This is a genomic window from Arthrobacter sp. TJ-58 (genome assembly GCF_058269295.1).
Genome location: NZ_JBZCNM010000001.1, coordinates 34361 through 58183, shown reverse-complemented (window position 1 = coordinate 58183; position 23823 = coordinate 34361). Strand labels below are relative to the sequence as shown.

The following is a 23823-nucleotide window of genomic DNA, read 5'->3' as shown; positions in this document are numbered from 1 at the left end:
CCCGCGGAGGCAGAAGCCGCCGGGTGTGAAACGTAACGTGGTGCGGCTTGACCGCAACACAGCCGGGTCCGGGCGGCGCGGGAATGCCGGTCCCCCCGCATATGACAGGGCTTCCTCCGCCGGATCCCGCTGGGCGGGATAAGGGCACTGCCGGCACCGGCCGCCGTGGTTGAGTGACCCACCACTTGACCAACGGAAAGGCTCAAAGATGAGCAGGGAACAGCCGGCGCAGCCCGTGGACCACCGCACCATCTCCGACTATGACCATGAAACCGATGTCCTGGTGATCGGGTACGGCTGCGCGGGAGCCGCCGCTGCCCTGGAAGCCCGGAGCCGGGGCGCTGAAGTGACAGTCCTGGAACGCGCCAGCGGAGCCGGCGGATCATCGGCGCTGTCCGGCGGCGAGATCTATCTGGGCGGCGGAACTGCTGTCCAGGCGGCCTGCGGGTTCACTGACACGGCGGAGGATATGGAAGCTTATCTGCTGGCTGCCCTCGGTCCCCAGGCCGACGCCGACAAGGTGCGGCTGTATTGCCGCGGGAGCGTGGAACATTTTGAGTGGCTGGTTCGGCAGGGGGTCCCGTTCAAACCGACATTTTGGGACTCCCCTTCCTGGGTGCCGCCCACCGATGACGGGCTGATGTGGCTCGGGGAAAACGCCTGGCCGTTCACCGTTGCCGCCAAGCCGGCTCCGCGCGGGCACCGGGTCACGGCGGAGGGCTTCGGCGGCAAAGTCCTCATGGACCGGCTCACAAGGGCAGTGGAGAATGCGGGTGTCCGGGTCCGCACCGACACACATGCCGCGCAGCTCATTATGGACGGGACGGCAGTTGTTGGCGTGTCCGCCCGGTGTTTCGGGAAGACCGTGACGTTCCGGGCACGGCAGGGAGTCATCCTGACAACCGGCGGATTTGCAGATAACACCCAAATGGTGGCCCAGCATGCTCCCCAGCTGGTCGGCTGGGGCGTCACCAGCGACGGCGGAGATGACGGACACGGAATCCGCATGGGGCAGGCTGCCGGGGCCGGAGTGCAGCGGATGGCAACTGCCCAGGTGGGGATTTCCCTGGTGCCGGGCCTGGCCGTCCGCGGAATGCTCGTCAACGCCGTCGGGCAGCGGTTCATTAACGAGGACCAGTATCCGGGCCTGCTGGGCCAGGCCGCCCTGTTCCGCCAGGACATGCAGGTGTGGATCATCCTGGACGAAAAGGCCTTCGAAGAAGTGCCGGAGGATGAAAGATGGGGTGTGCTCCCGCACTTCGCAGCGGAAACTCCGGAGGAACTGGAACGGGAGATCGGAATGCCCGACGGCGCACTTACGGCTGCGCTGGGCGAATACAACCGGCACGCGGCAAGGGGCGAGGACCCCTACTTCCATAAGGACAAACGCTGGCTGCGGACGCTGGAGGCTCCGTTCGCGGCAATCGATGTCAGCCGCGGCATGAGCTCGCCCGATCTTGGGGCATCACGGGGCGGGGCTAAAGTCTTCACCCTCGGAGGGCTGAAAACCGGTAACGACGGCGAGGTCCTGAATGTGTCCGGCGCGCCGATACCGGGACTCTACGCCGCCGGGCGGGCCACTTCGGGACTGCACGGTCAGGGATACATCAGCGGCACATCCCTGGGCGACGGGACCTTCTTTGGCCGCCGCGCCGGAGCTGCTGCGGCCGGCGGGAGACCCGTCGGCTAACGGTCCGCAGAAACCGCCACCGCGCGGGAACTAGGCGCTGTGGGGCTCGGTGTCTTCGGGCTCGACACCGACCGTGCCAGTGTCCGCCTGCGGCGTCTTCCGGCGGCCGATGGTGGTGACGGTCCCGGGTTTGCGGAGTGATCGGCGGCTGGTGGAGGAAGGCCCCGCCTGATCTTCCACAGGAGCTGGGTCTTTTCCGGAAGCCTGCTCGGCGGGCCGGGCACGGCCGCCGGGCCGGGTTGCCTGTCCGGCAGCATCGTGCGCACCGGCGGCAGCGGGAGCAGCCCCGGGATCCGGAAGGCGCACCGCGGCGCTGCGGGCCTCCGCCCCCTTGGAAACCTTGCGGGCGGCTGCCTGCTTTTCCTTCATGGTGCTCGCGTAGACATCCACGTATTCCTGGCCGGAAAGGCGCATTAGTTCATACATGATTTCATCGGTCACCGAACGCTGGATAAACCGGTCATTCTCCATACCGGCATAGCGGGAGAAGTCCAGCGGCTCTCCGACGATGATTCCGATCCGGCGGATATTGGGAATCCTGCGGCCGATCGGCTGGACCTTGTCGGTGCCGATCATGGCAACGGGAATGACCGGGACGCCGGTTTTGAGCACCAGCTTGGCCACCCCGGTCTTGCCCCGGTACAGCCGGCCGTCAGGGCTGCGGGTACCCTCCGGATAAATGCCCAGGAGTCCGCCGTTTTCCAGGACGTCCACGCCGGCGCTCAGGGAGTTTGCCGAGGCCGCGCCGCCGGAACGGTCCATCGGCAGCTGGTTGGTGAGCCGGAAGAAAGCTGCAGTGAGCTTACCCTTGAGACCTTTGCCGGTGAAGTACTCGGACTTGGCCAGGAAGCTTACGGGGCGGGGCACCGCCAGCGGCAGGAAGATCGAGTCGGAAAAGGACAAGTGGTTGCTCACCAGAACAGCCGGACCGGTTTCCGGCACGTTGTTCATGCCTTTGACCCAGGGCCGGAAGAGCAGATTGACCACCGGCCCGATGAAAATGGTCTTCATCACCCAATAGAACACGTAAGCCAGCTCTCCCGTCCGGACAAAACAAATCAGGGACCCGGTTTGGTGTCCCCTTCTACTACTCTATGCGCCCGCTTGCGCGCACTGAATTTCGGCGCTCGGAAGCGGCGCGGCTTTGGGACCTGCAGGGGTGGAAAAGGTGCCTATCGATGCAACTATAGAGATATGACTTCCCCACCGGGCGCAGCCGCCTTTTCCAGTGACGGACACGGCGCAAACGCCGCCACCGGAGTTCTTCTGAGCCATGGGTTCACCGGCTCACCCGTAAGCCTCATGGCATGGGCCAGGCACCTTTCCGACCAGGGATATGCCGTGAGCCTTCCCCTTCTGCCGGGACACGGCACCACCTGGCAGGAGTTGGCCCGCACCCCCTGGGAGCTCTGGTATGACGCCTACGACGCGGCGTACTCGGAGCTGGCCGGGCGGACGGACCGTGTAGTTGCGGCAGGACTGTCCATGGGCGGAACCCTTGCCCTGCGCCTTGCCGCGCACCGCCCGGTGGCCGGCGTCGCCGTCGTCAATCCCGGTCTCACCATCGATGATCCCAGGGCGCGCTACTCCGGCCTGCTGAAGTATGTCCTGCGGTCGGTGCCTGCAATCGGCAACAACATCAAGCGGCAAGGCCAGGACGAAGGCGCCTACCTGCGGACTCCGGTGGGCGGCGTCCACCAGCTGATGCGGCTGTTCGAGGACACCACGGCAGCGCTGCCGCGCATCAGCGCGCCGGTAATCGTGTTCCGATCCACAGTGGACACGGTGGTTCCGGAGTCCAGCATGGATGTCCTGCGCCGGCATTTGGTCAGCGAGCTGGAGGTAGTGCCCTTGGAAAACAGCTACCATGTGGCCACTATGGACCATGATGCTCCTTTGATTTTTGACCGTTCCCATCAGTTCATCCAAAGAATCAGCGCAGGTGCTGCAGCATGAAAGAACGTGAACCGGAACGCAATGAGTCCACTGACGACGCGGTCTGGCTCGACCTCGTCTCCCGCCTGCAGAATATGCCGGCCGATGAGACCCATGGCGGCAGGGACACACCGCCGGTGACCGGCGCGGCCGCGGTGCCGGACGCCGGCACAACAGCGGATCCCGCCGGCACCCCGGCAGAACCGGTTCCCCCGGGCGACGCGCAGGCCGCTGGTCCGCTTCCTGCCGACAACCCTCCGCCGGCCGGGCGTTCTGCAGCGGAGCGGACGCGCGCTATTTTCGAGAACCAGCCGTTTCGTGCGGCACCGCCGCGCGGACCGCGGGACTATGACGAACCTCAGGAGCTGGAATCCGAAGGCGAGTTCGTGCCGCCGGATCCCCCTCCCTTCAGCACTGGTGAACCGCTGGTGCTGCTGGCATGGATGGGAGCGGTGGGCGGCCCGATCCTGCTGCTGTTGTTTGCCATGTTCTGGCGGAGCGCCCCCCTGGCCGTCTTTGCGGGAGTGGTTGCCCTGTTCGTGGCTTCGGCGGGCTACCTGCTCTTCCGGCTCCCGTCCCACCATGACGACGACGGCGCCGCCGTTTAGCTGCGCGTCAGCGCCGGGCAGCTATGCGGGAGAGGTCTGCCGCACCGATCATTCCGGCCGCCGGTCCCAGCTCCGCAAGTTCGAGCCGGGCCGCCGGGCGGAAACCCCTGCCGGTCAGGTTGCGGGCAAAGGAGCGCCGCGCCGGTTCGAGCAGCAGGTCTCCGGCTGCGCTGAGCCCGCCGCCCACCACGAACATGCCAGGGTCCAGTGCAGCCGCCAGGTTGGCCAGCCCCAAGCCGAGCCACTGGCCCACTTCTTCCAGCAGTTCAATGCAGGCCTGGTCGCCGTCGAGCGCCATTCCGGTCACGACCGCACCGGTGATCGCGCTGATGTCTCCGTCCACGGCCCGCAGGATTTCCTGGGCCACGGGCGAGTTGGCCGCGGCCAGCTCCCGGGCTTCCCGGCCCAGCGCATTGCCGGACGCATACTGCTCCCAGCAGCCGCGGTTTCCGCACTCGCAGCGCTGGCCGCCGGGCATGATGATCTGGTGGCCGAATTCCCCGGCAACGCCAAACCTTCCGCGCTCCAGCCGGCCGTCCATGACCATGGCACCGCCGATTCCGGTGCCCAGGGTAACGCAGACCATCCGGCTCTGGCCCATGCCGGATCCGAAGCGCCACTCAGCCCAGGCGGCGCCGTCGGCATCATTAACCAGATAGACGCGCCGCCGCAGCAGCCGTTCCAGGTTTTCGCGCAGCGGCTCGTTGCGCCATGCCAAATGGGGGCTGAACAGCACCGTGCTGCCGGCAAGGTCCATCCAGCCGGCGGCGCCAATACCCACGGACCACACATGACGGTTGGCGGAAAGCTCATCCACCAGATCCACGATCACGGATTCCACTTCGCGCGGATCCTGCCCGGGGGTGGAGCGCCGGGCCTCGGCAAGGACTCTGCCGTCGCCGTCGATCAGTCCGGCGGCAACCTTGGTGCCGCCAATGTCGATCCCGATGGCCAACCCCCGCCTCCGCATCCGGTTGGGCAGCCGGATCGGACGGCGCGCGGGGAAAGGCTCAATGGCACGGCGCTGCCAAGGAATCGGAGAGGAACGGGGAACAGGCGCTGGGGTTACGGGACGCATCAACCAACCATTCTATTCACCGGCCGCCCCTGCCGCGAAAGCGTTATTGCTTCGAGAAGTTACCGGTCAGTATTTTATGTGATCCACGTTATAGGCTGTCGGTAATGTCTGCGTCGAACGTCCGCGGGGCAGCCGGATATCAAAGGAGCTATCGTGCGTGAATACAGTGTGCCGCCTCTGGTGGAATCGCCACTGCAAAGCAACACTACAGACCTGTTGCTGGAACAGGCAGCCAAGGCGTCCAATCCGGCCTTGTTCTCGGTCCGGGACGCAAGCGGCGCCTGGCAGCCCATCACCGCCACGGAGTTCCTCACAGACGTCCGGCTGCTGGCCAAGGGCTTTATTGCCGCCGGCATCCAGGCCGGCGACCGGGTGGGCCTGATGGCCCGCACCCGGTATGAGTGGACGCTCGTTGACTTTGCCCTTTGGTATGCCGGCGCCGTGTCGGTCCCCATCTACGAGACTTCCTCTCCGTCGCAGGTGGCCTGGATCCTCAGCGACTCCGGTGCAGTGGCCGTGGTGGTTGAATCCGCCCGTCATGAAAACGTTGTCCGGCAAGCCGCAGCTGACGAGGACCTCTCAGCGGTAAACAGCGTCTGGCAGCTGGATGCCTCCGGCCTTGATGAGCTTCGGGCCTCAGGATCCTCGGTGTCCGACGAGGACCTGGAAACCCGCCGCTCCAAAGCCGGCCTGGATGACCTTGCCACCATCATCTACACCTCGGGAACCACCGGCCGGCCCAAGGGCTGCGAACTGACGCACGGCAACTTCGTGAACCTGTCCCGCAACGCCGCGGCGGCGCAGCCCGAAGTGTGCCGCGAAGGCGCCCAGACCATCATGTTCCTGCCGCTGGCCCACGTGTATGCGCGCTTCATTTCCATTCTCTGCATCGCATCTGGCGCCACCGTGGCGCACACCGCCGACGTCAAGAACCTCCTGCCGGATTTGCAGAGCTTCAAGCCCTCCTTCATCCTGGTGGTCCCGCGGGTCTTCGAAAAGGTCTACAACAGCTCCATGCTCAAGGCCGAGGACGGCGGCAAGGGAAAGATCTTCCACGCCGGCGCCGCCACCGCCATTGCCTGGTCCCGGGCCAAGGAGACCGGAAAGATCCCGCTGGGGCTGAAGGTCAAGCATGCGGTCTTCGACAAGCTGCTCTACGCCAAGATCCGGGATGCCATGGGCGGACGCGTGCAGTACGCAATTTCCGGCGGCGCTCCCCTGGGTGACCGGCTGGGTCATTTCTTCCGCGGCGTGGGTGTCCTGGTCCTTGAAGGCTACGGGCTGACGGAAACCACCGCTCCGATCACCAGCAGCACCCCGAAGCGGGTTCGGATCGGCTCCGTGGGCACTCCGCTGCCGGGCAATGCGGTGAAGATCGCCGACGACGGCGAAATCCTCGCCAAAGGTTTCAGCGTCATGAAGGGCTACTACAACCGCCCGGACCTTACCGCCGAGAACTTTACCGACGGCTGGTTCCGGACCGGCGACATCGGACAGCTGGACGAGGACGGCTTCCTGAAGATCACCGGACGGAAAAAGGAAATCATTGTCACGGCCAGCGGCAAGAACGTGGTGCCGGCGGCCCTGGAGGACAGCATCCGGGCTGACGCCATCGTCTCCCAGTGCGTGGTGGTGGGCGACCAGCGCCCCTTCATTTCCGCGCTGGTGACACTGGATGAGGAAGCCCTTCCCGGCTGGCTGGAGCGCCACAAGCTGCCGGCCGGCACCACGGTGGCCGAGGCGGCCGAAACGGAGCAGCTGCAGAGTGAAATCCAGGCTCTGGTGGACCGCGCCAACAAGCACGTGTCCAAGGCCGAGGCCATCAAGGTGTTCCGCGTGGTTCCCACCGACTTCACGGAGGCCAGCGGCCATCTCACGCCGTCCATGAAGATTAAGCGGGCCCAGGTCCTTCGGGACTTCTCCGGCGTGGTGGACAGCATCTACAGCGGCCAGAAGGTCTAGCTTCACCTGCTGCCGAAAAAGGCCGGTCCGGCATTACCGGGCCGGCCTTTTCTGCGTCCGTTGCTAGCTGCCGGTCCCCGTCTTCAGCGAGAGCAGCGCGTTCTCCACTACCTCGGTCAATGCGGGGTGGATCCAGTACTGGCCGGACGCCATGGACTGCGCGTCCAGCCCAAAGGACATGGCCTGGATCAGCGGCTGGATCAGCATGGAGGCTTCATGGCCCATGATGTGTGCGCCAAGGAGCTTGCCGCTCTCCTTTTCGGCCAGCAGCTTCACAAAGCCGGTGTTGTCTTCCATGGCCCACCCATAGGCGGTGGACCCGTATTCCTGAACGGCCAGGGCCAATTCCACACCCCGCGCTTCGGTGTCCGTGCAGGCCTCTTCCTCCGTCATGCCCACCGACGCAATCTGCGGGCTGCTGAATACTGCGGAGGGAACGTACCGGTGGTCGCTGGCTTTCAGATCTTCCGGGTGCACCAGATTGTGGGCCACCACGCGGGCCTCATGGTTGGCCACATGCTTGAGCTGGAAGTCGCTGCTGACGTCTCCCAGTCCCCACACGCCCGTTACCGGTTTGCCGCCCTTCAGCACCCGCTGGAACTTGTCCACGGCCAGCCGTCCGTCGGAGTGCACGTCAAAGCCTGCGGCCCGGATATCAAGGCGGTCAGTGTTGGGCACCCGGCCGGTGGCCGCGAGCACCAGGTCCACGTCGAGTTCGCTCGGCCCCTGCGGTCCGTCCAGACGGACACGAACGGAACCGTCGGCGTTCTCTGCCAGTGATGTCACCTGCGTCTTCAGCCGGACGTCCCAGTTTTTGGAGGCTTCCTCGGTGTAACGCTCGGCCACCGTGGCATCCAGCGCGCGCAGCAGCGTGCCGGAACGTGCGGCCATCGTGACCTTCGCTCCGAAGGCGGAGAACACAAAGCCAAACTCGGCGGCAATGTATCCGCCTCCGATGACCAGGATGCGCTCGGGCAGATCGGGGATGCGCATCACGGTGTCGGACGTGTGCACCTGCGGCAGGTCCATGCCGGGGATGTCGGGCAGCACCGGGCGGGAACCGGCGGCAACCACGATCTGGTCCGCGGTAATCCGTTGGCCGTCCTCGGTTTCCAGGGCATGCTCGCTGACAAACCGCACCCGGTTTTCATACAGGGTGACGTTGTCCAGCTCCTGTGCGCGGTAGTTCCGCCCGCCCCGGGAAATGGAATCGATGCGGGTGAAGATACGGTCGCGGATGTCCCGCCAGTGCACCTTGTCCAGGGTCACGTCCACGCCCAGGCGGGCGGCGTCGGATCCGGCCGCTGCCAACTGCGCCGGATAGACAAACATCTTGGTGGGGATGCAGCCCACGTTCAGGCAGGTGCCGCCGAAGACACCGCCGTCGATGATGGCAACCTTCTTGCCGTCCCAATCCGGAGTGATGAGGGAATTTCCCGAGCCCGAGCCAATGATGGCCAAATCAAAGTGAGTCACCGTCCCAGTCTAGGACGGCACAAAGGCCCCGGCATCCGACTTGCGGATCCCGGGGCCTTTGGGCGGGCGGCTTTGCCACCCGGACCGGCTGCGGCCGGTCTATATGCTGCGCCTATTCTGCCTGGGGGTCGATCACCACGAGGAGATCCCCGCCCTGCACCTGTTCGACGGCGGAGATCGCCAGCCGGGAGACGGTGCCTGCAACGGGAGCCGTGATGGAGGCTTCCATCTTCATGGCCTCGATGGTGGCCACGGTTTGTCCGGCCGTGACCGAATCGCCTTCCTTGACCGTAACGGTCACCGCGCCGGCAAACGGAGCCGCCACGTGTCCGGCGTTGGCCGGATCAGCCTGCTCGGCAACCTTGACCGAGGACTGCACGTTGCGGTCGCGGACCAGCACGGTCCGCATTTGGCCGTTGAGGGTGGTCATGACAGAGCGCATGCCTCTTTCATCGGGCTCGCTCACTGCTTCAAGGGTGGCAATCAGGCGCACGCCCTTTTCCAGTTCAACCACGTGCTCCGAGCCGCGCTGCAGCCCGTAGAGGTAATCGCGCGTGTCCAGGACTGAGACGTCGCCGTAGGTTTCACGCACCATGGCGAATTCCTTGGCCGGTCCGGGGAACAGGAGGCGGTTCAGGGTTTCGCGGCGCGTGGACGAGTCCCCGGCCAGGCCGTCCCGGTCAACCTCGGTGAGTTCGACGTCGCGCACCTTGATGGTGCGTCCCTGCAGGGCCTTGGTCCGGAACGGCTCGGGCCATCCGCCGGGCGGGTTGCCCAGCTCGCCGCTGAGGAACCCGATGACGGAATCCGGGATGTCGTAATTCTGCGGGTTCTCCTCGAAGTCCGCCGGTGACACCTTGGTGCCCACCAGCGCCAGGGCAAGGTCTCCGACAACCTTGGACGACGGCGTGACCTTGACCAGGCGGCCCAGGATGCGGTCAGCGGCGGTGTACATGTCCTCAATGGCTTCGAACTTCTCGCCCAGGCCCAGGGCAATGGCCTGCTGCCGGAGGTTGGAGAGCTGCCCGCCCGGGATCTCGTGCTGGTAGACCCGCCCGGTGGGTCCGGCCAGGCCGGATTCGAACGGCGCGTAGACGCGGCGCACCGCTTCCCAGTACGGTTCCAGCGAGCTGACGGCCTCCAGGCTGAGGCCGGTGTCTCGGTCGGTGTGTGCCAGCGCGGCGACAAGGGAGGACGCCGAAGGCTGGCTGGTGGTGCCGGCCAGCGGAGCGCTGGCAACGTCGACGGCGTCCACGCCCACGTTGGCTGCGGCGAGCAGCGTGGCCAGCTGACCGCCGGCGGTGTCATGCGTGTGCAGGTGCACGGGCAGGTCAAACCGTTCCCGCAGCGCGGCCACCAACTTGGCGGCGGCTGCAGGCCGCAGCAGTCCGGCCATGTCCTTGATCGCCAGGATGTGGGCCCCGGCGTCGACCATCTGCTGGGCGAGGTTCAGGTAGTAGTCCAGCGTGTAGAGCTTTTCTTCCGGGTTCAGCATGTCAGCCGTGTAACACAGGGCCACTTCGGCCACTGCAGTCCCCGTGGCGCGTACGGCACGGATGGCCGGTTCCATCTGCTCGACGTCGTTCAAGGCGTCGAAGATCCGGAAGATGTCGACGCCGGCATCGGTCGCCTCCTGCACAAAGGCTTCGGTTACCTCCGCCGGGTACGGGGTGTAGCCCACGGTGTTACGGCCGCGCAGGAGCATCTGGATGCAGATATTGGGCAGCGCCCGGCGCAGCGAGCCAAGCCGCTCCCAGGGATCTTCACCAAGGAACCGCAGGGCGACGTCGTAGGTGGCTCCGCCCCAGGCCTCCACCGACAGCAGTTCGGGGGTCAGGGCAGCCACGGCGGGCGCAGCAACCAGCAGATCACGCGTGCGGACCCGGGTTGCCAGCAGGGACTGGTGTGCGTCCCGGAAGGTGGTGTCGGTTACAGCCAGCGCCTGCTGGCCGCGGAGCTCGGCCGCGAAACCAACCGGTCCCAGTTCCTGCAGCCGCTGCCGGGAGCCGGGCCGGACTTCGGGCAGGTCCGCGGGCAGTTTGTCCGCCGGGTCAATGTGGACTGGCAGCTCGCCGTTGGGCTTGTTCACCGTGGTGTCCGCCAGCCAGTTCAGCAGCCGCGATCCGCGGTCCGCGGAGCCGCGGGCATTGAGCAGTTCGGGGCGCTCCTCGATGAAGGAGGTAGCCACGTCTCCGGCAATAAAGTCAGGATCGTCCAGGACGGCCTGGAGGAAGGAAATGTTGGTGGAAACTCCGCGGATGCGGAATTCGGCCAGCGCGCGACGGGCACGGTTGACTGCAGCAGGGTAGTTGCGGCCGCGGCAGGTCAGCTTCACCAGCATGGAATCGAAGTGCGGGCTGATGTCGGCGCCGGCGTACACCGTGCCGCCGTCGAGCCGCACACCGGCTCCGCCGGCGGAGCGGTAACCGCTGATCTTTCCGACGTCCGGGCGGAATCCGTTGGACGGGTCTTCCGTGGTGATGCGGCACTGCAGCGCGGCTCCGCGCACCCGCAGCTCATCCTGCTGCAGGCCGAGGTCATCGAGGGTTTCCCCGGCTGCGATGCGCAGCTGCGACTGGACCAGATCCACATCGGTGATTTCCTCGGTGACCGTGTGCTCCACCTGGATGCGCGGGTTCATTTCGATGAAGACGTGCTGTCCGGCGCGCTCCCCCACGGTGTCCACGAGGAACTCCACCGTGCCGGCGTTCTCGTATTTCAGGGCCTTGGCGAATTTGACGGCGTCACGGTACAGGGCCTGCCGGATGCTCTCGTCCAAATTGGGGGCCGGAGCAATTTCAATGACCTTCTGGTGCCGGCGCTGCAGCGAGCAGTCACGCTCAAACAGGTGGATGACGTTGCCCTCGCCGTCAGCCAGGATCTGCACCTCAATATGACGGGGCCGGAGAACTGCCTGTTCAAGGAAGACAGTGGGATCACCGAAGGCGGTGTCAGCTTCACGCATGGCGGCGTTCAGTGCCTCGGGAAGTTCCTTGGCCGTGTCCACCCGGCGCATGCCGCGGCCGCCGCCGCCGGCAACGGCCTTGACGAAAATGGGGAAACCGATGTCCTCTGCCTCACGGAGCAGCTGCTCCGGGTCCGAACTCGGCTGGGTGGAGCGCAGCACCGGAATGCCGGCCTCCCGGGCAGCGTTGATGGCATGGACCTTGTGCCCCGCAAGTTCCAGGATGTCCGCTGCGGGGCCCACAAAGGTGATGCCCGCTTCTTTGGCTGCCCGCGCCAGCTGCGGATTCTCCGAAAGGAAGCCGTAACCCGGGTAGATTGCGTCGCAGCCGGATTCCTTGGCGACACGGATGATCTCATCCACATCCAGGTAGGCGCGGACGGGGTGGCCTTCCTCGCCAATCAGATACGCCTCGTCAGCCTTCTGGCGGTGAATGGAGTTGCGGTCCTCGTGCGGGAACACTGCAACCGTTTTTGCGCCCAGCTCATAGGCGGCACGGAAGGCACGGATTGCGATTTCTCCGCGGTTGGCTACCAGTATCTTCGAGAACATTGCTCTCCTGCATCGTTGCGGGGTGGGGGCAGCGGCATAGTGCCGCCCTCCTCGGATTCTAGTTCAGACTATATTCGTTGCAGGCACCTTGGGTGTCCTGTCTCACTTGCCATCATTGTGCCTATTCCGTGCGGCCGAGCAAAACCACTGCATGCCGAAGCAGTGGCCGGGCGTCACATAGAATGAAACGGCAGCCTCGCAGGGGCCCCGCTCGTGATCCACTAGACACGTTAGGTTTTGGTTCAAGAAGTGCAAGTAGTGAGCATCAGCAGCCTGAAGGGCGGGGTGGGCAAGACTTCGGTGACGCTCGGACTGGCCTCGGCGGCAATGGCAGCAGGAATTCGTACCCTCGTAGTGGACCTGGATCCTCATGCGGACGCCACCACCGGCCTGGGCGTGAGCGCTGCCCACAAGCCCGGCATCGGCGAAATGCTCAAAGCGGCACGCCGCACCCAGCTGACTGACAATGTGGTTCCCAGCGGCTGGGTGGCCAACGACCGGCGGTCGGCGGATCCGATTCCCGGGCGCCGGCCTGTTCTGGACGTTGCCATGGGATCGGCATATTCGGGCATCTATGACCGTCCGGACCTGGGACGGCGCGATCTGAGGCGCCTTGCCACCCTCCTGTCCGGTGTCAGCGGATACGGGCTTGTCCTCATCGACTGCCCTCCGTCCCTCAACGGGCTCACCCGCATGGCCTGGACCGCAAGCAACCAGGTCCTGCTGGTGGCTGAACCTGCATTGTTCTCAGTGGCCGGGACCGAGCGGACCATGCGCGCCCTGGAGCTGTTCCGTAAAGAGTTTGCCCCGAATCTTGCCACGGCGGGGGTTGTTGCCAACCGCGTGCGTTCGACGTCCAGCGAGCACACGTTCCGGCTGGCGGAGATGAAGCAGATGTTCGGAAGCCTGCTCATGAGCCCGATCGTTGCGGACCAGGCCAACTGGCAGCAGATTCAGGGAGCGGCTCACTCGGTGCATCACTGGCCCGGCGAGTCCGCCCGCCAGGCGGCAGGCACCTTCGACGCGCTCCTCAAGAATCTCGTGGACACCGGCAGCAACCGCGTACGCCGCGCCGGCTGATCGGCGGACCGATACGCGCGGCTGCTTCTCGTACTGCGAATGCCCTAAACGAAGGGGCAGTGCTAACAGCCAGTGCCGCGGCCGGGTGCCGTTGCGCGGGTGAAACCGGAGCCGGGACTAGCTGATCTTGCGGGCGTTCCGTCGCTGGCTTAGTTCGTCACCGGGAAACTCATGCTCGCTGACATGTTCGCTGGGCAGCTGAGCCAGGCTCCCCTCAACTTCTCGCCACACACGCCCGACGGCGATGCCGAACACTCCCTGACCGCCCTGAACGAGGTCGATGACTTCGTCTGCGGACGTACATTCGTAGACGCTGGCACCGTCGCTCATGAGCGTGATCTGGGCCAGGTCCTCCACGCCGCGCTCCCGCAGGTGCTCAACAGCGGTTCGGATCTGCTGCAGCGAAACGCCGGTGTCCAGAAGACGTTTGACGACCTTCAGCACCAAGATGTCGCGGAAGCCGTACAGACGCTGGGTTCCGGAGCCGGAGGCGCCGCGGACGGCGGGTTCCACCAGTCCGGTGCGCGCCCAGTAGTCCAGCTGGCGGTAGGTGATTCCCGCTGCTTTGCAGGCTGTTGGACCGCGGTAGCCGGCGTCCTCGTCGAGAACGGGCAGATCCTCAGTGAACAGCAAGCCCTGGGCTCCGGGAACCTTACCCGGCGCAACGGCGTGGACATGCTCGCCGGCATCGCCTTTCGGACTCACTTGTGCCTCCTTGTAGCGGTTCCCGGGGGGGGTGGGCACGGGACCTGGGTGTCGGGAACGACTACCTTCAGTGTGCCCCGCGGGACCTCTGAGGGGAAGAACCCGAGGAGAGGAATGGCGGAGCTCCGTGCAGTGGGAACTCTCTATGCTTCGACGTTAGATCTGACCAGGTCCAAGGTCAAAGATGCAGGCGCTTTTTCTGAAGGCGTGTCGGGCTCAGCGCTCGAAGTCCTCGGGTTCAACATCGGCGAGGAACTCGCGGAACTGCCGCATTTCCTGTTCCGCATTTTCCGTTTCCGCTTCGTCGTCTTCGCCGTCCTCAGCCTCCGCGATCCGCACGCCTGCTTCGTCCAGCACCGCGTCGGCGCAGAAGATGGGGCAGGGAGCCCGCAGGGCCACCGCTATGGCGTCGGAAGCCCGGGAACTCACAGTGACGCCGTTGTCGAATACGAGTTCCGCATAGAAGACCGTGTCCTCGACACTCACCAGGCGGACCTCCTGCACGGTCCGGCCCAGGGCAAGCACCACCGAGGCCAGCAGGTCATGGGTCATCGGGCGCGGGGGGACGATCCCCTGCTGGACGAAGGCAATGGCACTGGCCTCAGGTGCGCCAATCCAGATGGGCAGGTGCCGCTCCCCGTTGATTTCCTTGAGCAGCACCAGCGGCTGGTTGGAGGGCAGTTCAATCCGGACGCCGACAACTTCGACTTCACGCATATTCCTCAGCCTTCCATTCGTGCAATATGTCCGTTCACCAGCGCACTGTGCAGGTTCAGGCAGAGATCGCTGATTTCCCGGGCTGTTTCCGCCGCCCGTGCCTTGGACGCAACGTCGCGTCGCGAGGCCAGCGGTGCCACCACGCTTTCCACCAGGCCGAGTTCGCGATCCGCGGCTGCCCGGAAGGGACGCAGGTGGCGGGGTTCTATGCCGTGGGCCTGGAGTTTTGCGCAGGCCTTGGCAACTTTCAGCGCATGTTCGTCATAGACGGCGGGGTCCGCACCGCTCTCGGGCGCCGTGATCAGGCCGTACTCGGCGAGGTTGCGCACCAGATCCGCCGAAGCGCCTGATTCGCGGACAAGCTCATTGAAGGTCAGACCCCGGGCAAACGTCCGGGCGGACAATTCCCCGGCCAGCTGTTCGGACACGGCCCGCGGGGTCAGCGACATGCCCCCGGGCAGGGATTCCGGACGCTCGCCCCGGTCAATGGCGTCAAGGTAATCCTTGATGACCTTCAGCGGGAGGTATTGGTCCCGCTGCAGTGCCAGCACAAAGCGCAGCCGTTCGACGTCGGCGGTGGTGTATTTGCGGTATCCCGCTGCCGTCCGCTGCGGCGTGACCAGTCCTTTTTCCTCCAAAAACCTGATCTTGGAGGCGCTGATTCCCGGGAAGTCCGTGCTGAGATCGCTCAGGACTTCTCCGATATTGAGCACACGGCCGCGCAGGCGCTCGTTCCCCGTTCCCAGGGTCCGCCTGATGGGCTGTGATGCTGACATGCTTGTACCTATTCCCTCAGTGTTCCCTGGACATGCGGCGGGATTTCCTCCGCCGTGTTTTGTTGATGCTTAGCTGGCGGTGGGCCGGGCTGCGTAAAAGGTGAGCCGGAACTTTCCAATCTGAACCTCGTTGCCCGTCCGCAGCAACAGTGTGTCCACCCGGTCATTATTTACGTAGGTGCCGTTCAGGCTCATGGCATCCACCACACGGAACCCTTCAGGGGACCGGCGGAACTCCACATGCTTGCGGGACACCGTCACGTCATCGAGGAAGACATCAGCATTCGGATGACGGCCTGCAGTGGTGACGTCCTGGTCCAAAAGGAACCGCGCACCGCTGTTGGGGCCTGAATGGGCGATCAGCAGCGCTGACCCGGCAGGCAGCGCAGCCACCGCCGCACGCTCATCCATGCTGAGTTTGGGCTCCACCGACGTCGTATCGGTCTGAGGCGGCAGACTGATGGATGTAGTGTCCTCGGCACCCAGCTCACGCCGATCTTCGGTCTGTCCGGCGTTGTAGTCCTCGCGCGCCATGTCCTTTATCCTCCCCAAAAGATGCGGCCAACCACTCACATACTGGCTGGCCGCACAGTTCCTGCTGACAAATCTCGCCGTACCGGCTGTCCTAGCCTACCTGCTGGAGGGCTTTCACGGCACTGAGCGTTTTACGCGCAGTTTGCGGAGCGACGTGCGACGACATGTGGAGGACGCACACCGGGTTCACACCCACTGGACCATATGCACAATGAGGCCGTTCGGGTCCGGTACTGTGCGAACCGCTGCCCCCAGCCCTCCGGCTCGGGAGCGGTCACGACTTCGACGCCGGCTGACGCCAGACGCCAGACGCTCGTGCTCGTGCTCGTGCTCGTGGTCAAGGTCCCTTACAGCCAGGACCAGCAGCATTCCCTGGCCTGCACTGCCCGCAACTTCCGAAGGCTTGAACACCGGCAGTCCGGTGCGAAGAAAAATGATGCTTGGTCCGCCGTCCGGATGCTTCAGAGAGGAATATCCGGAATAAATCCCCGGTGTGCCCGTCTCCGAATATCCCGGCCGGGAGGCCGCCCGGCCCGCACACGCGGCGGAATCCCGGCGGGAATCAGGCCACCGGTGCCGGCGAGCGGTAATGGGCGTTGGCTGCCTCCACAACGGGACGGCGGGGAAAGGCGGAGCGGGCCTCGGCATCCCCGGCAAACCCCTCCACGATCCAGCTGGGTCCGTCCGCGAGGTGTTCCAGCCCTTCACGCGCCACGGTGTCCGGATCAGAGGCACGCACGCCGGGCGCATCGAAGGAGAAACCGAGGCGTTCCATTGCGGGCGTGCGGGTCAGTCCCAGGCAAAGTTCCAGGACGTCGACGCCGTACGGGCGCATCTCCACCCACAGTGCCTCGGCAAGATTGTGGACAAAAGCCTTGGCTGCGGAGTAGAAGCCGATCCCGGCGGTGCCGGCGAAGCCGCTGAGGGATCCGGTGAGCAGGATGCCGCCGCGCTGCCGCTCCTGCATCGGCGCCCCGAAACGCCGGATGAGTTCCAGGGTCACGGTGATGTTCAGGTCAATGACCATCTGGGCGCGCTCGGCGTCGGACGTCACAATCTCGCCGCCGTAGGTGTTGGCACCGGCGTTGGACACCAGCAGGCCCACTTCACGGTCTCCCAGCTGTCCGGCGATCGCGGCGACGGCGCCGGGGGCCAGCAGGTCCTGCTCGATGGCCAGGACCTCCACGTCATAGGCGGAGCGGACCGATTCCGCCACCTCTGCGAGGGGCCCGGGCTTGCGGGCAACGATCGCCACGTTCAGTCCCTGCTCGGCCAGGCGGTGGGCCAGGGCTGCGCCCACGCCCTCCGATCCGCCGGCGATCAATGCCCAAGGCCCGTACTTCTCGAATCCGCTCATTCCACAGTTCCCTTCGTACCGATCAAGCGCTTGTTTGCATCTTGAGTCATCAGTGATGTTGAATACGCTAAAGGGAACCGAAGGGGAACAACTGATGAGTCCACTGACCGAGATCACCGAGCTGCGCGACCGTATCCAACGGCTTGAAGACCACCGAGAGATTCTGGGTGTGCTCGCCGCCTATGGTCCCGCCGTGGATTCCGGCAGTGCCGAAGAGGTGGCCGGGCTGTGGACTGAGGACGGAAGCTACACGTTCAGCTACGGCGACGGCGAGCGCACGCTGACCGGAGCCGATGACTTCCGCACCATGGTCGAGGGCCCCTCCCATCAGGAGATCATTACGGGAGGCTCAAGCCACTTCATGGGCATCCCGGACATCCGGGTGGACGCAGACACCGCCGTCGCCACCGGCTACTCAATGCTGGTCCGGCACCGTGACGGGGAGGACCCCGGGTATTACGTGTTCCGCCTCGCCGCCAACCGGTGGGAGCTGGCACGCACCGACGCCGGCTGGAAAGTCACGGCCCGGACCAACTCGCTGCTGGACGGCCGGACTGCGTCCCGCGCGCTGCTGGCCGGTGCCCGGAGCGTGACCCTGTGACCGCGGCTCCGGGCTCCGCCGAGAAGCTCGACGCGCGCGAGGCAGATCCGCTTTTCCGCAGCTTCTCCATCAGGTCGCTTCAGCTGCGCAACCGGGTTGTCATGTCGCCGATGACCCGCGCCTACTCCCCCGGCGGAGTTCCCGGCCCGGACGTGGCTCAGTATTACCGCCGCCGCGCGGAAGGCGGGACGGGCCTCATCCTCACCGAGGGTGTGGCCATCGACCATCCCGCAGCCGTTGACCACGCGTCGGTGCCCCGCATGTTCGGCGCCCGGGCCCTGGCCGGCTGGCGCCGCGTCGTGGACAGCGTGCACGACGCAGGCGGCCGCATCATTCCGCAGCTGTGGCATGTTGGCCCCCTGTGGGGCGCAATGGGCGGCGGCAGTGACGTGACGCCCATGCGTCCCTCCGGTTTGTGGGGCACTCCGGGCATCACCAACTACTCCGCGGACCTGGTGCGCGCCTCTGCACCGCTGACCCGGGCCATGACGACGGCGGACATGGAGGCTGTCATCGAGGCCTACCGGACTGCCGCCCGGGGCGCGGTCGAGGCAGGGTTCGACGGCGTCGCCCTGCACGGCGGACACGGTTACCTCCTGGATTCCTTCCTGTGGGCGGATACCAACCGCCGAGATGACGAATGGGGTGGAGACGCTGAACGCCGCGCCGCGTTTCCGGCAGCAGTGGTCCGGGCCATTCGCGCGGAAATCGGTGCGGACCTGCCCATCTTCTTCCGCTTTTCCCAGCACAAGCAGCAGGACTTCAGCGCACGCCTTGCCGACACCCCGGAAGAGCTGGGCGCCCTCCTGCGCCCGCTCGTGACGGCCGGTGTGGACGTGTTGGATGCCAGCGCACGGCGATTCCAGGACCCTGCCTTCGAGGGCAGCAACCTGGGGCTGGCCGGGTGGGCAAAGCAGCTCACCGGTGCATCTGCCATGGCGGTGGGCAGCGTTGGCATCGGTTCGGCCCTCAAGGACCGGCGCAGCAGCGGCAACCCCACCCTCGACAACCGCTCAGACCTGCTGCGCCGCCTGGCAGCGGACGAGTTTGACCTGATTGGAATCGGCCGCCTGCACCTTGCCGACGCTGCTGTGGTCCGCACGCTCAGGGCCGGCGAGCCGCTGCCCCAGTACGACTACAACCTGCACGAGTCAGCGCTGCTGTAACCTGTCCAGGACACGGTGCCCTCGACTCCTGGGCACCGGCGAAAACCAGCTTGGTGGATGTCTTCGGCGTCAGGCAGCTGCGCGGCATTGCCGCCATCCGCCGGGTTGCTGCGGCGCGGAGACCTCAGCGTGACGGACATCTGTTGTGCGGTGGGTTACTCGTCCCCGCGCACCTTCAGCACACGGTTCACTGAACTGGCCGGAGTGCCGCCGAGCGTGTGCCGCCGTGACCATTCTTCCGCTGCGGAAGCTGCCCTGGGCTTCTACCGCGACATCCTTGGCTTCGAGGTCCGCAACGACGTCGGCTACGAGGACATGCGGTGGATTACCGTCGGTCCTGCCGGACATCCGGAAACCTCGATTGTCCTGCAACCGCCGGCGGTTGATCCGGGGATCACCGACGAGGAACGCCGTACCATCCTGGAACTGATCGCCAAGGGCGTCTACGCGTCGGTGACACTGGCCTCCGGGGATCTGGACGGGCTCTTCGCACGGATGGAAGCCGCCGGAGCGGACGTCGTCCCGGAACCGATCGATCAGGACTACGGAGTCCGGGGCTGCGCCTTCCGCGATCCGGCGGCAACCTCATCCGCATCAACCAGTCAGTCTGAAGCTCCAATCCGCCGGTCGTAAGACTCAGTCGGAAACACTGATACGAAGGATCCGGTCATCTCCGGGTACCGGGCTGCCCCGTCCGTCGGTGTTGTTCGTGAGCACCCACAGGCTCCCGTCAGGGGCACCAACGACGTCGCGCAGCCGCCCGTACTCCCCGGCCAGATACACGGTGGCGGTGTCCGGATCAGCTTGCGGAACCTCCCGAAGCCGCTCTCCGCGCAGATTGGCAACATAGACGGAGTCTCCGACGACGGCGATGCCGCTGGGACTGGCATCCGCCGGCTCCCATTGCTGCACCGGATCGATAAACCCCTCCACTCCTGCAATACCTTCAACCTCCGGCCAGCCATAATTGCCGCCGGGCTCAATCACGTTGAGCTCATCCCAGGTGTTCTGCCCGAACTCACTCGCATAGAGGACGCCGTCCGTGTCCCAGCCGATGCCCTGCGGATTGCGGTGTCCGTAACTGTAAACCAGCGACCCGGGGAACGGGTTGTCCTCGGGCACCTCGCCGTCGGGAGTCATCCGCAGGATTTTCCCGGACAGGGAGGATGTGTCCTGGGCGTTCCCACGGTTGCCGGCGTCTCCAGTGGTGGCGTAGAGCATCCCGTCCGGGCCGAACGCGAGACGTCCTCCGTTGTGGATGGGTCCGGCCTCGATGCCGTCCACAATGATCTCCGGCAAGCCGAGGACCAGCGAACCGACGGCGCCTGAGAGTTCGCGGCGCTCGATCCGGTTCTCCCCGCCGGTGGTGAAATACGTGTAGAGGTAATCGTCCTGAGCGGCAATGCCGAGGAGACCGCCCTCTCCCGTCGCTCCTCCCCCGCTTTCTGTCCCGTTGGCGGCGCTTTCAATGATGCCTGCCTCCCGGCCCTCGCCGTCGTCGTTGAGTTCCACAATCCGCGCGGAATCACGTTCGCTGACCAGCGGGGTCCCTTCGTGGAAGGCGATGGACCACGGGGCATCGAGTCCGGTGGCAATGGTCTCCACGGATGCGGTCCCCACCGCGGCGCCGGTCTCCTCAGCGGGTGGGGCAGTGCACCCGGTCGCTGCCAGACCCACAACTGCAGAGGCCACCGCAAGACGTGCTTTACCTGGCATGCCGCTCTCCGATCACCGGGGAAGAGACAGCTCCCGGAGCTGCCGGCGGGAATTGATGTCCAGTTTGCGGAAGATGCTCCGCAGATGGGCCTCGATCGTGCGGGGGCTGAGAAACAACTGTGTACCGACTTCCCGCGAGGTGGCTCCGGTAGCCACCAGGCGGGCGATGTGCAGCTCATGGGCTGTGAGGACATCGGTGGGCTGAGCGGTCCGCCTGCGCGGGTGCTCGCCGGTGGCGCGCAGTTCACGTGCGGCACGCGCGGCGAACGCCTCCGCGCCCATGTCCAGCAGCATCCCGTGCGCGGCGCGAAGCTGTTCCCGCGCGTCCTGCCTACGACCCTCGCGGCGAAGCCACTCACCGTAGACGAGGTGGGTGCGGGCCAGATGAGTGACCATGCGGCAGCGCGCAAGCTGCTCAATCGCCTCACGGTAATGCTCCTCGGCGGCTGGCCCCGTGCTGGTCAGCGCCCGGGAACGCGCCGCCAGGCCGAGCCCCCAGGGAGTGCCGCTGGCGCGGGCCCGCGAGGTGAGCTCTTCCAGCGCCTCGGCGGCCAACTCCGGTTGCCCGGCACGGCACGCCGCTTCGATAAGTTCGGGATGGGCCAGGTTGTTGAACCTCGACGCCTCTGACTCGAACGCCCGGGTTGCCGCCACCTGAGCCGCCGGGTAGTCGCCCATACCGTTGTGCTGCACCGCCATTGCGTACTGTGCCAGGGTCACCTCTGTGGCCTTCGCATTGCCGGATGCATGCGCGGCAATGGCCGCGTATACCTCGGCGGTCTCGTCCGGACGGCCGCGCCAGGCGGACAGGAAAAGCTGCGCATGGAGCAAGGGTGCCGCCCTGGTCGCGGCCACGATCGCCACCTGCTCCTCGGCCCGGTCGAACTCACCGGAGAGCACCAACATAACGGACTGGCCGAGAAGTGCGCGTGGGAGTGCGGCCAGGGCGCCGGAATCACGGACCAGCTGGACCGGCCGGGCGGCCAGGGTGTGGAGCATCTCATCGTCGAAGACCGCCATGGCGGTTCGGCAGGCGAGCCATCCCCAGCGGCGGCGATGGGTCTCGCTCACCCCGTCGGTTACGCTCACCCCATGAATGTCCGGCTCGTGGCCGGCCTCGCTCTCGTGGTCGGCAAATGCGGCCAACGCACGCCGCAGTCCGGGCAAGCCGGTTGAGTACCCCTCCGTGAACATCGTCACGAGCCCGGCGAGCAACAGATCCGCCGGCCTCGGCGGCCCCGTTGGGGGCGGCGCGGTCCGGGCAGCCTCGGTCACTGTCGGTACGCCGCGGCCGCTGCGGGAGTTGCCGGTGACAATCGCAGCATCCAGCGCACCCAGGTAGGTCTCCCGGGACAGCTCCGGGTCCAGCGGGGCGAGGCACTTGGCAGCTTCCAGCAGCATGGCCTGCCCTTCGCCGTCCCGCGCGAGGTGGAACGAGATCCGGGCGCGCAGCAGTCCGAGCTGAGCCTGTTGCACGTCGTCGAGCGGCCCGGCCGCAGCGACCGCCAGCAGTTCCAAGGCGTCCGCGGAGGCACCGGCCTCATGTTTGGCATGGGCGGCTTCAAGCGCCCGGCATGCACGGGCGGCGGGGTCGGGGGTCAGCTTGGCCGCCTGCTCCAAGAAGGCCGCGGAGACAGCCAATCCGCCACGGGCGTGTGCCCGGCCGGCGGAGCGAATCAACTCCACGGCGGCGCCCTCATCGGTACCCAGCACCGTTTGAGAGCGGTGCCAGGCGCGGCGGTCGGGGTTGACATCGGCATCGATGGCCGCGGCCAGCGCACCGTGCGCCCGGCGGCGCTCATGCGGGGCGGCTCCTCGAAGCACAGCCGAACGCACCAACGGATGCCGGAACTGTACCTGGCTGCCGATCTCCAGGAGCCCGGAGGCTTCAGCTGGCGCTGCCCACTCGGAGGCGATCCCCAGGTGCGTGGCCGCCCGCCACAGCAGGGCCGTCTCTCCGGTCGGATCGACCGCGGCAACCAACAGCAGCAGCCGCGACTGCGCAGGCAGGTCTGCTACGCGGCGCCGAAATGTCTCCTCGATGCGGTGTACGGTGCCCGGCACCTCCGGCAGCTCGAATCCTCCGGTCACCCATGGCGCCGGCGCACTGCGGGCCAGCTCCACCAGTGCGAGGGGGTTACCACGTGCCTCCGCGACAATGCGGTCGCGCATTCCCTCGTCCAGCGGTGTGTGGACCGCTGTGGCCAGCAACGCCCGTGCGTCGACCTCCTCGAGCCCGCGCAGACACACAACGGACAAACCGTCGAACCAGTGAGCGTCCCGGTCGGCGGGGTCCCGCAGAGCAAACACCAGCACTATCCCTTCCGCCGCCATCCGCCGCGCGACGAAGCTGAGGACTTGGGCGGAGGCCTCGTCCAGCCACTGCGCATCATCGACAAGGCACAAAAGGGGGCCTTCCTCGGCGACCTCTGCCAACAGGTGAAGAGTAGCCAGCCCAACGAGGAAACGGTCCGGCACGCCGCCGCTTTGCTGCCCCAGTGCCACGCCCAGAGCGGCCTGCTGCGGTTCGGGCAGGGCCTCCAGCCGGTCAAGCAGCGGCGCACACAACTGGTGCAGTCCCGCGAAGGCGAACTGTGTCTCGGACTCCACTCCGACCAAGGACTGCACTCGGAACCCTGAGGATTCCGCCATCCCCCGGGCGTACTCAAGAAGCATTGTCTTTCCAATACCGGCTTCTCCGCGCACCAGGATCACCCCGCTCTCCCCGGCTCGGGCCCGTGAGATGAGGTTGTCGATAGCTGCGCGCTCGGCCTGCCGGCCCAGGAAGTCCACCGGTGACGCTCCCTTCAAAGCATGCCCGGAAGCCTATTAGGCAATTCTCACCTAGGCAAACGAAATCGGTCGACCCCACGTGGGTAGGTATGGGCCGGGGACATGCAGGAAG

Annotated in this window: 18 protein-coding genes and 2 pseudogenes; 9 read left to right on the top strand and 11 right to left on the bottom strand. The window is 65.9% G+C overall.

Annotated features, from left to right (window positions below; genetic code table 11):
- Positions 1 to 208 precede the first annotated feature (208 nt).
- A complete protein-coding gene (locus AC4D2W_RS00265; protein ID WP_490924932.1) occupies positions 209 to 1690 on the top strand; it encodes an FAD-dependent oxidoreductase in 1482 nt (493 codons plus the stop codon).
- Positions 1691 to 1720: 30 nt separating this feature from the next.
- Here the strand turns inward: AC4D2W_RS00265 and AC4D2W_RS00260 are convergent, their stop codons facing one another.
- The gene (locus tag AC4D2W_RS00260) at positions 1721 to 2701 is read right to left on the bottom strand and encodes a lysophospholipid acyltransferase family protein (protein ID WP_490924931.1); all 981 of its coding nucleotides are present in this window, start codon (positions 2699 to 2701) and stop codon (positions 1721 to 1723) included.
- 183 nt (positions 2702 to 2884) lie between these two features.
- Here AC4D2W_RS00260 and AC4D2W_RS00255 point away from each other — a divergent pair, with 183 nt between their 5' ends.
- Positions 2885 to 3646: an alpha/beta hydrolase gene (locus tag AC4D2W_RS00255; protein WP_490924930.1), complete on the top strand. Its 762-nt coding sequence runs from the start codon at positions 2885 to 2887 to the stop codon at positions 3644 to 3646.
- A complete protein-coding gene (locus tag AC4D2W_RS00250; RefSeq protein ID WP_490924929.1) occupies positions 3643 to 4233 on the top strand; it encodes a hypothetical protein in 591 nt (196 codons plus the stop codon). Before AC4D2W_RS00255 ends, AC4D2W_RS00250 begins: the two co-directional genes overlap by 4 nt.
- A gap of 7 nt (positions 4234 to 4240) precedes the next feature.
- Here the strand turns inward: AC4D2W_RS00250 and AC4D2W_RS00245 are convergent, their stop codons facing one another.
- Complete coding sequence (locus AC4D2W_RS00245; RefSeq protein WP_490925983.1) at positions 4241 to 5203, bottom strand: ROK family glucokinase; 963 nt, start codon at positions 5201 to 5203, stop codon at positions 4241 to 4243.
- Between the two features lie 261 nt (positions 5204 to 5464).
- Between AC4D2W_RS00245 and AC4D2W_RS00240 the strand changes: the two genes are divergently transcribed.
- Positions 5465 to 7273, top strand: coding sequence for an AMP-dependent synthetase/ligase (locus AC4D2W_RS00240; protein ID WP_490924928.1), 1809 nt, complete (start codon positions 5465 to 5467; stop codon positions 7271 to 7273).
- 63 nt (positions 7274 to 7336) lie between these two features.
- On the opposite strand, the gene AC4D2W_RS00235 is transcribed toward AC4D2W_RS00240, so the two are convergent.
- Both AC4D2W_RS00235 and AC4D2W_RS00230 read right to left on the bottom strand, forming a co-directional pair.
- Complete coding sequence (locus AC4D2W_RS00235; RefSeq protein ID WP_490924927.1) at positions 7337 to 8749, bottom strand: mycothione reductase; 1413 nt, start codon at positions 8747 to 8749, stop codon at positions 7337 to 7339.
- A 112-nt stretch (positions 8750 to 8861) separates the two neighbouring features.
- A complete protein-coding gene (locus AC4D2W_RS00230; protein WP_490924926.1) occupies positions 8862 to 12266 on the bottom strand; it encodes a pyruvate carboxylase in 3405 nt (1134 codons plus the stop codon).
- A 249-nt stretch (positions 12267 to 12515) separates the two neighbouring features.
- On the opposite strand from AC4D2W_RS00230, the gene AC4D2W_RS00225 reads away from it, so the two are divergent.
- Positions 12516 to 13346, top strand: coding sequence for a ParA family protein (locus AC4D2W_RS00225; RefSeq protein ID WP_490924925.1), 831 nt, complete (start codon positions 12516 to 12518; stop codon positions 13344 to 13346).
- A gap of 117 nt (positions 13347 to 13463) precedes the next feature.
- Here AC4D2W_RS00225 and AC4D2W_RS00220 read toward each other — a convergent pair whose 3' ends face one another.
- The 5 genes from AC4D2W_RS00220 to AC4D2W_RS00200 form a co-directional block, all read right to left on the bottom strand.
- The gene (locus tag AC4D2W_RS00220) at positions 13464 to 14051 is read right to left on the bottom strand and encodes a MerR family transcriptional regulator (protein WP_490924924.1); all 588 of its coding nucleotides are present in this window, start codon (positions 14049 to 14051) and stop codon (positions 13464 to 13466) included.
- A 216-nt stretch (positions 14052 to 14267) separates the two neighbouring features.
- Entirely contained in the window at positions 14268 to 14768 is a 501-nt protein-coding gene (locus tag AC4D2W_RS00215) for a bifunctional nuclease family protein (RefSeq protein WP_490924923.1), read from the bottom strand.
- A gap of 5 nt (positions 14769 to 14773) precedes the next feature.
- A complete protein-coding gene (gene ftsR / locus AC4D2W_RS00210; protein ID WP_490924922.1) occupies positions 14774 to 15544 on the bottom strand; it encodes a transcriptional regulator FtsR in 771 nt (256 codons plus the stop codon).
- A gap of 69 nt (positions 15545 to 15613) precedes the next feature.
- On the bottom strand, positions 15614 to 16078 hold the full coding sequence (locus AC4D2W_RS00205) for an FHA domain-containing protein (RefSeq protein ID WP_490924921.1): 465 nt from the start codon (positions 16076 to 16078) through the stop codon (positions 15614 to 15616).
- A 562-nt stretch (positions 16079 to 16640) separates the two neighbouring features.
- Complete coding sequence (locus AC4D2W_RS00200; protein ID WP_490924920.1) at positions 16641 to 17435, bottom strand: SDR family NAD(P)-dependent oxidoreductase; 795 nt, start codon at positions 17433 to 17435, stop codon at positions 16641 to 16643.
- Positions 17436 to 17529: 94 nt separating this feature from the next.
- Between AC4D2W_RS00200 and AC4D2W_RS00195 the strand changes: the two genes are divergently transcribed.
- From AC4D2W_RS00195 to AC4D2W_RS00180, 4 genes and pseudogenes are all read left to right on the top strand, one after another.
- Positions 17530 to 18036, top strand: a complete 507-nt coding sequence (locus tag AC4D2W_RS00195) for a nuclear transport factor 2 family protein (protein WP_490924919.1) — start codon at positions 17530 to 17532, stop codon at positions 18034 to 18036.
- Positions 18033 to 19202 (top strand): oxidoreductase, encoded by a 1170-nt coding sequence (locus tag AC4D2W_RS00190; protein ID WP_490924918.1) that lies wholly within the window; start codon positions 18033 to 18035, stop codon positions 19200 to 19202. The genes AC4D2W_RS00195 and AC4D2W_RS00190 overlap by 4 nt, the downstream gene beginning before the upstream one ends.
- 105 nt (positions 19203 to 19307) lie before the next feature.
- Positions 19308 to 19445 (top strand): annotated as a pseudogene (locus AC4D2W_RS00185) (helix-turn-helix domain-containing protein); the annotation flags it as partial.
- Positions 19419 to 19813 (top strand): annotated as a pseudogene (locus tag AC4D2W_RS00180) (VOC family protein). The pseudogenes AC4D2W_RS00185 and AC4D2W_RS00180, both read left to right, overlap by 27 nt.
- A gap of 25 nt (positions 19814 to 19838) precedes the next feature.
- Here the strand turns inward: AC4D2W_RS00180 and AC4D2W_RS00175 are convergent.
- Together AC4D2W_RS00175 and AC4D2W_RS00170 are read right to left on the bottom strand one after the other, a co-directional pair.
- Positions 19839 to 20918 carry a PQQ-dependent sugar dehydrogenase gene (locus tag AC4D2W_RS00175; RefSeq protein WP_490924917.1) on the bottom strand — a complete coding sequence of 360 codons (1080 nt, stop codon included), beginning with the start codon at positions 20916 to 20918 and terminating at the stop codon, positions 19839 to 19841.
- A 12-nt stretch (positions 20919 to 20930) separates the two neighbouring features.
- A complete protein-coding gene (locus AC4D2W_RS00170; protein WP_490924916.1) occupies positions 20931 to 23729 on the bottom strand; it encodes an ATP-binding protein in 2799 nt (932 codons plus the stop codon).
- Between the last annotated feature and the right edge of the window lie 94 nt (positions 23730 to 23823).

Coding starts and splice junctions, on each gene's coding strand:
- AC4D2W_RS00265 (WP_490924932.1), top strand. CDS start 209: ATGAGCAGGGAACAGCCGGCGCAGCCCGTGGACCACCGCACCATCTCC.
- AC4D2W_RS00260 (WP_490924931.1), bottom strand. CDS start 2,701: ATGAAGACCATTTTCATCGGGCCGGTGGTCAATCTGCTCTTCCGGCCC.
- AC4D2W_RS00255 (WP_490924930.1), top strand. CDS start 2,885: ATGACTTCCCCACCGGGCGCAGCCGCCTTTTCCAGTGACGGACACGGC.
- AC4D2W_RS00250 (WP_490924929.1), top strand. CDS start 3,643: ATGAAAGAACGTGAACCGGAACGCAATGAGTCCACTGACGACGCGGTC.
- AC4D2W_RS00245 (WP_490925983.1), bottom strand. CDS start 5,203: ATGCGGAGGCGGGGGTTGGCCATCGGGATCGACATTGGCGGCACCAAG.
- AC4D2W_RS00230 (WP_490924926.1), bottom strand. CDS start 12,266: ATGTTCTCGAAGATACTGGTAGCCAACCGCGGAGAAATCGCAATCCGT.
- AC4D2W_RS00215 (WP_490924923.1), bottom strand. CDS start 14,768: ATGCGTGAAGTCGAAGTTGTCGGCGTCCGGATTGAACTGCCCTCCAAC.
- ftsR (WP_490924922.1), bottom strand. CDS start 15,544: ATGTCAGCATCACAGCCCATCAGGCGGACCCTGGGAACGGGGAACGAG.
- AC4D2W_RS00205 (WP_490924921.1), bottom strand. CDS start 16,078: ATGGCGCGCGAGGACTACAACGCCGGACAGACCGAAGATCGGCGTGAG.
- AC4D2W_RS00200 (WP_490924920.1), bottom strand. CDS start 17,435: ATGAGCGGATTCGAGAAGTACGGGCCTTGGGCATTGATCGCCGGCGGA.
- AC4D2W_RS00195 (WP_490924919.1), top strand. CDS start 17,530: ATGAGTCCACTGACCGAGATCACCGAGCTGCGCGACCGTATCCAACGG.
- AC4D2W_RS00175 (WP_490924917.1), bottom strand. CDS start 20,918: ATGCCAGGTAAAGCACGTCTTGCGGTGGCCTCTGCAGTTGTGGGTCTG.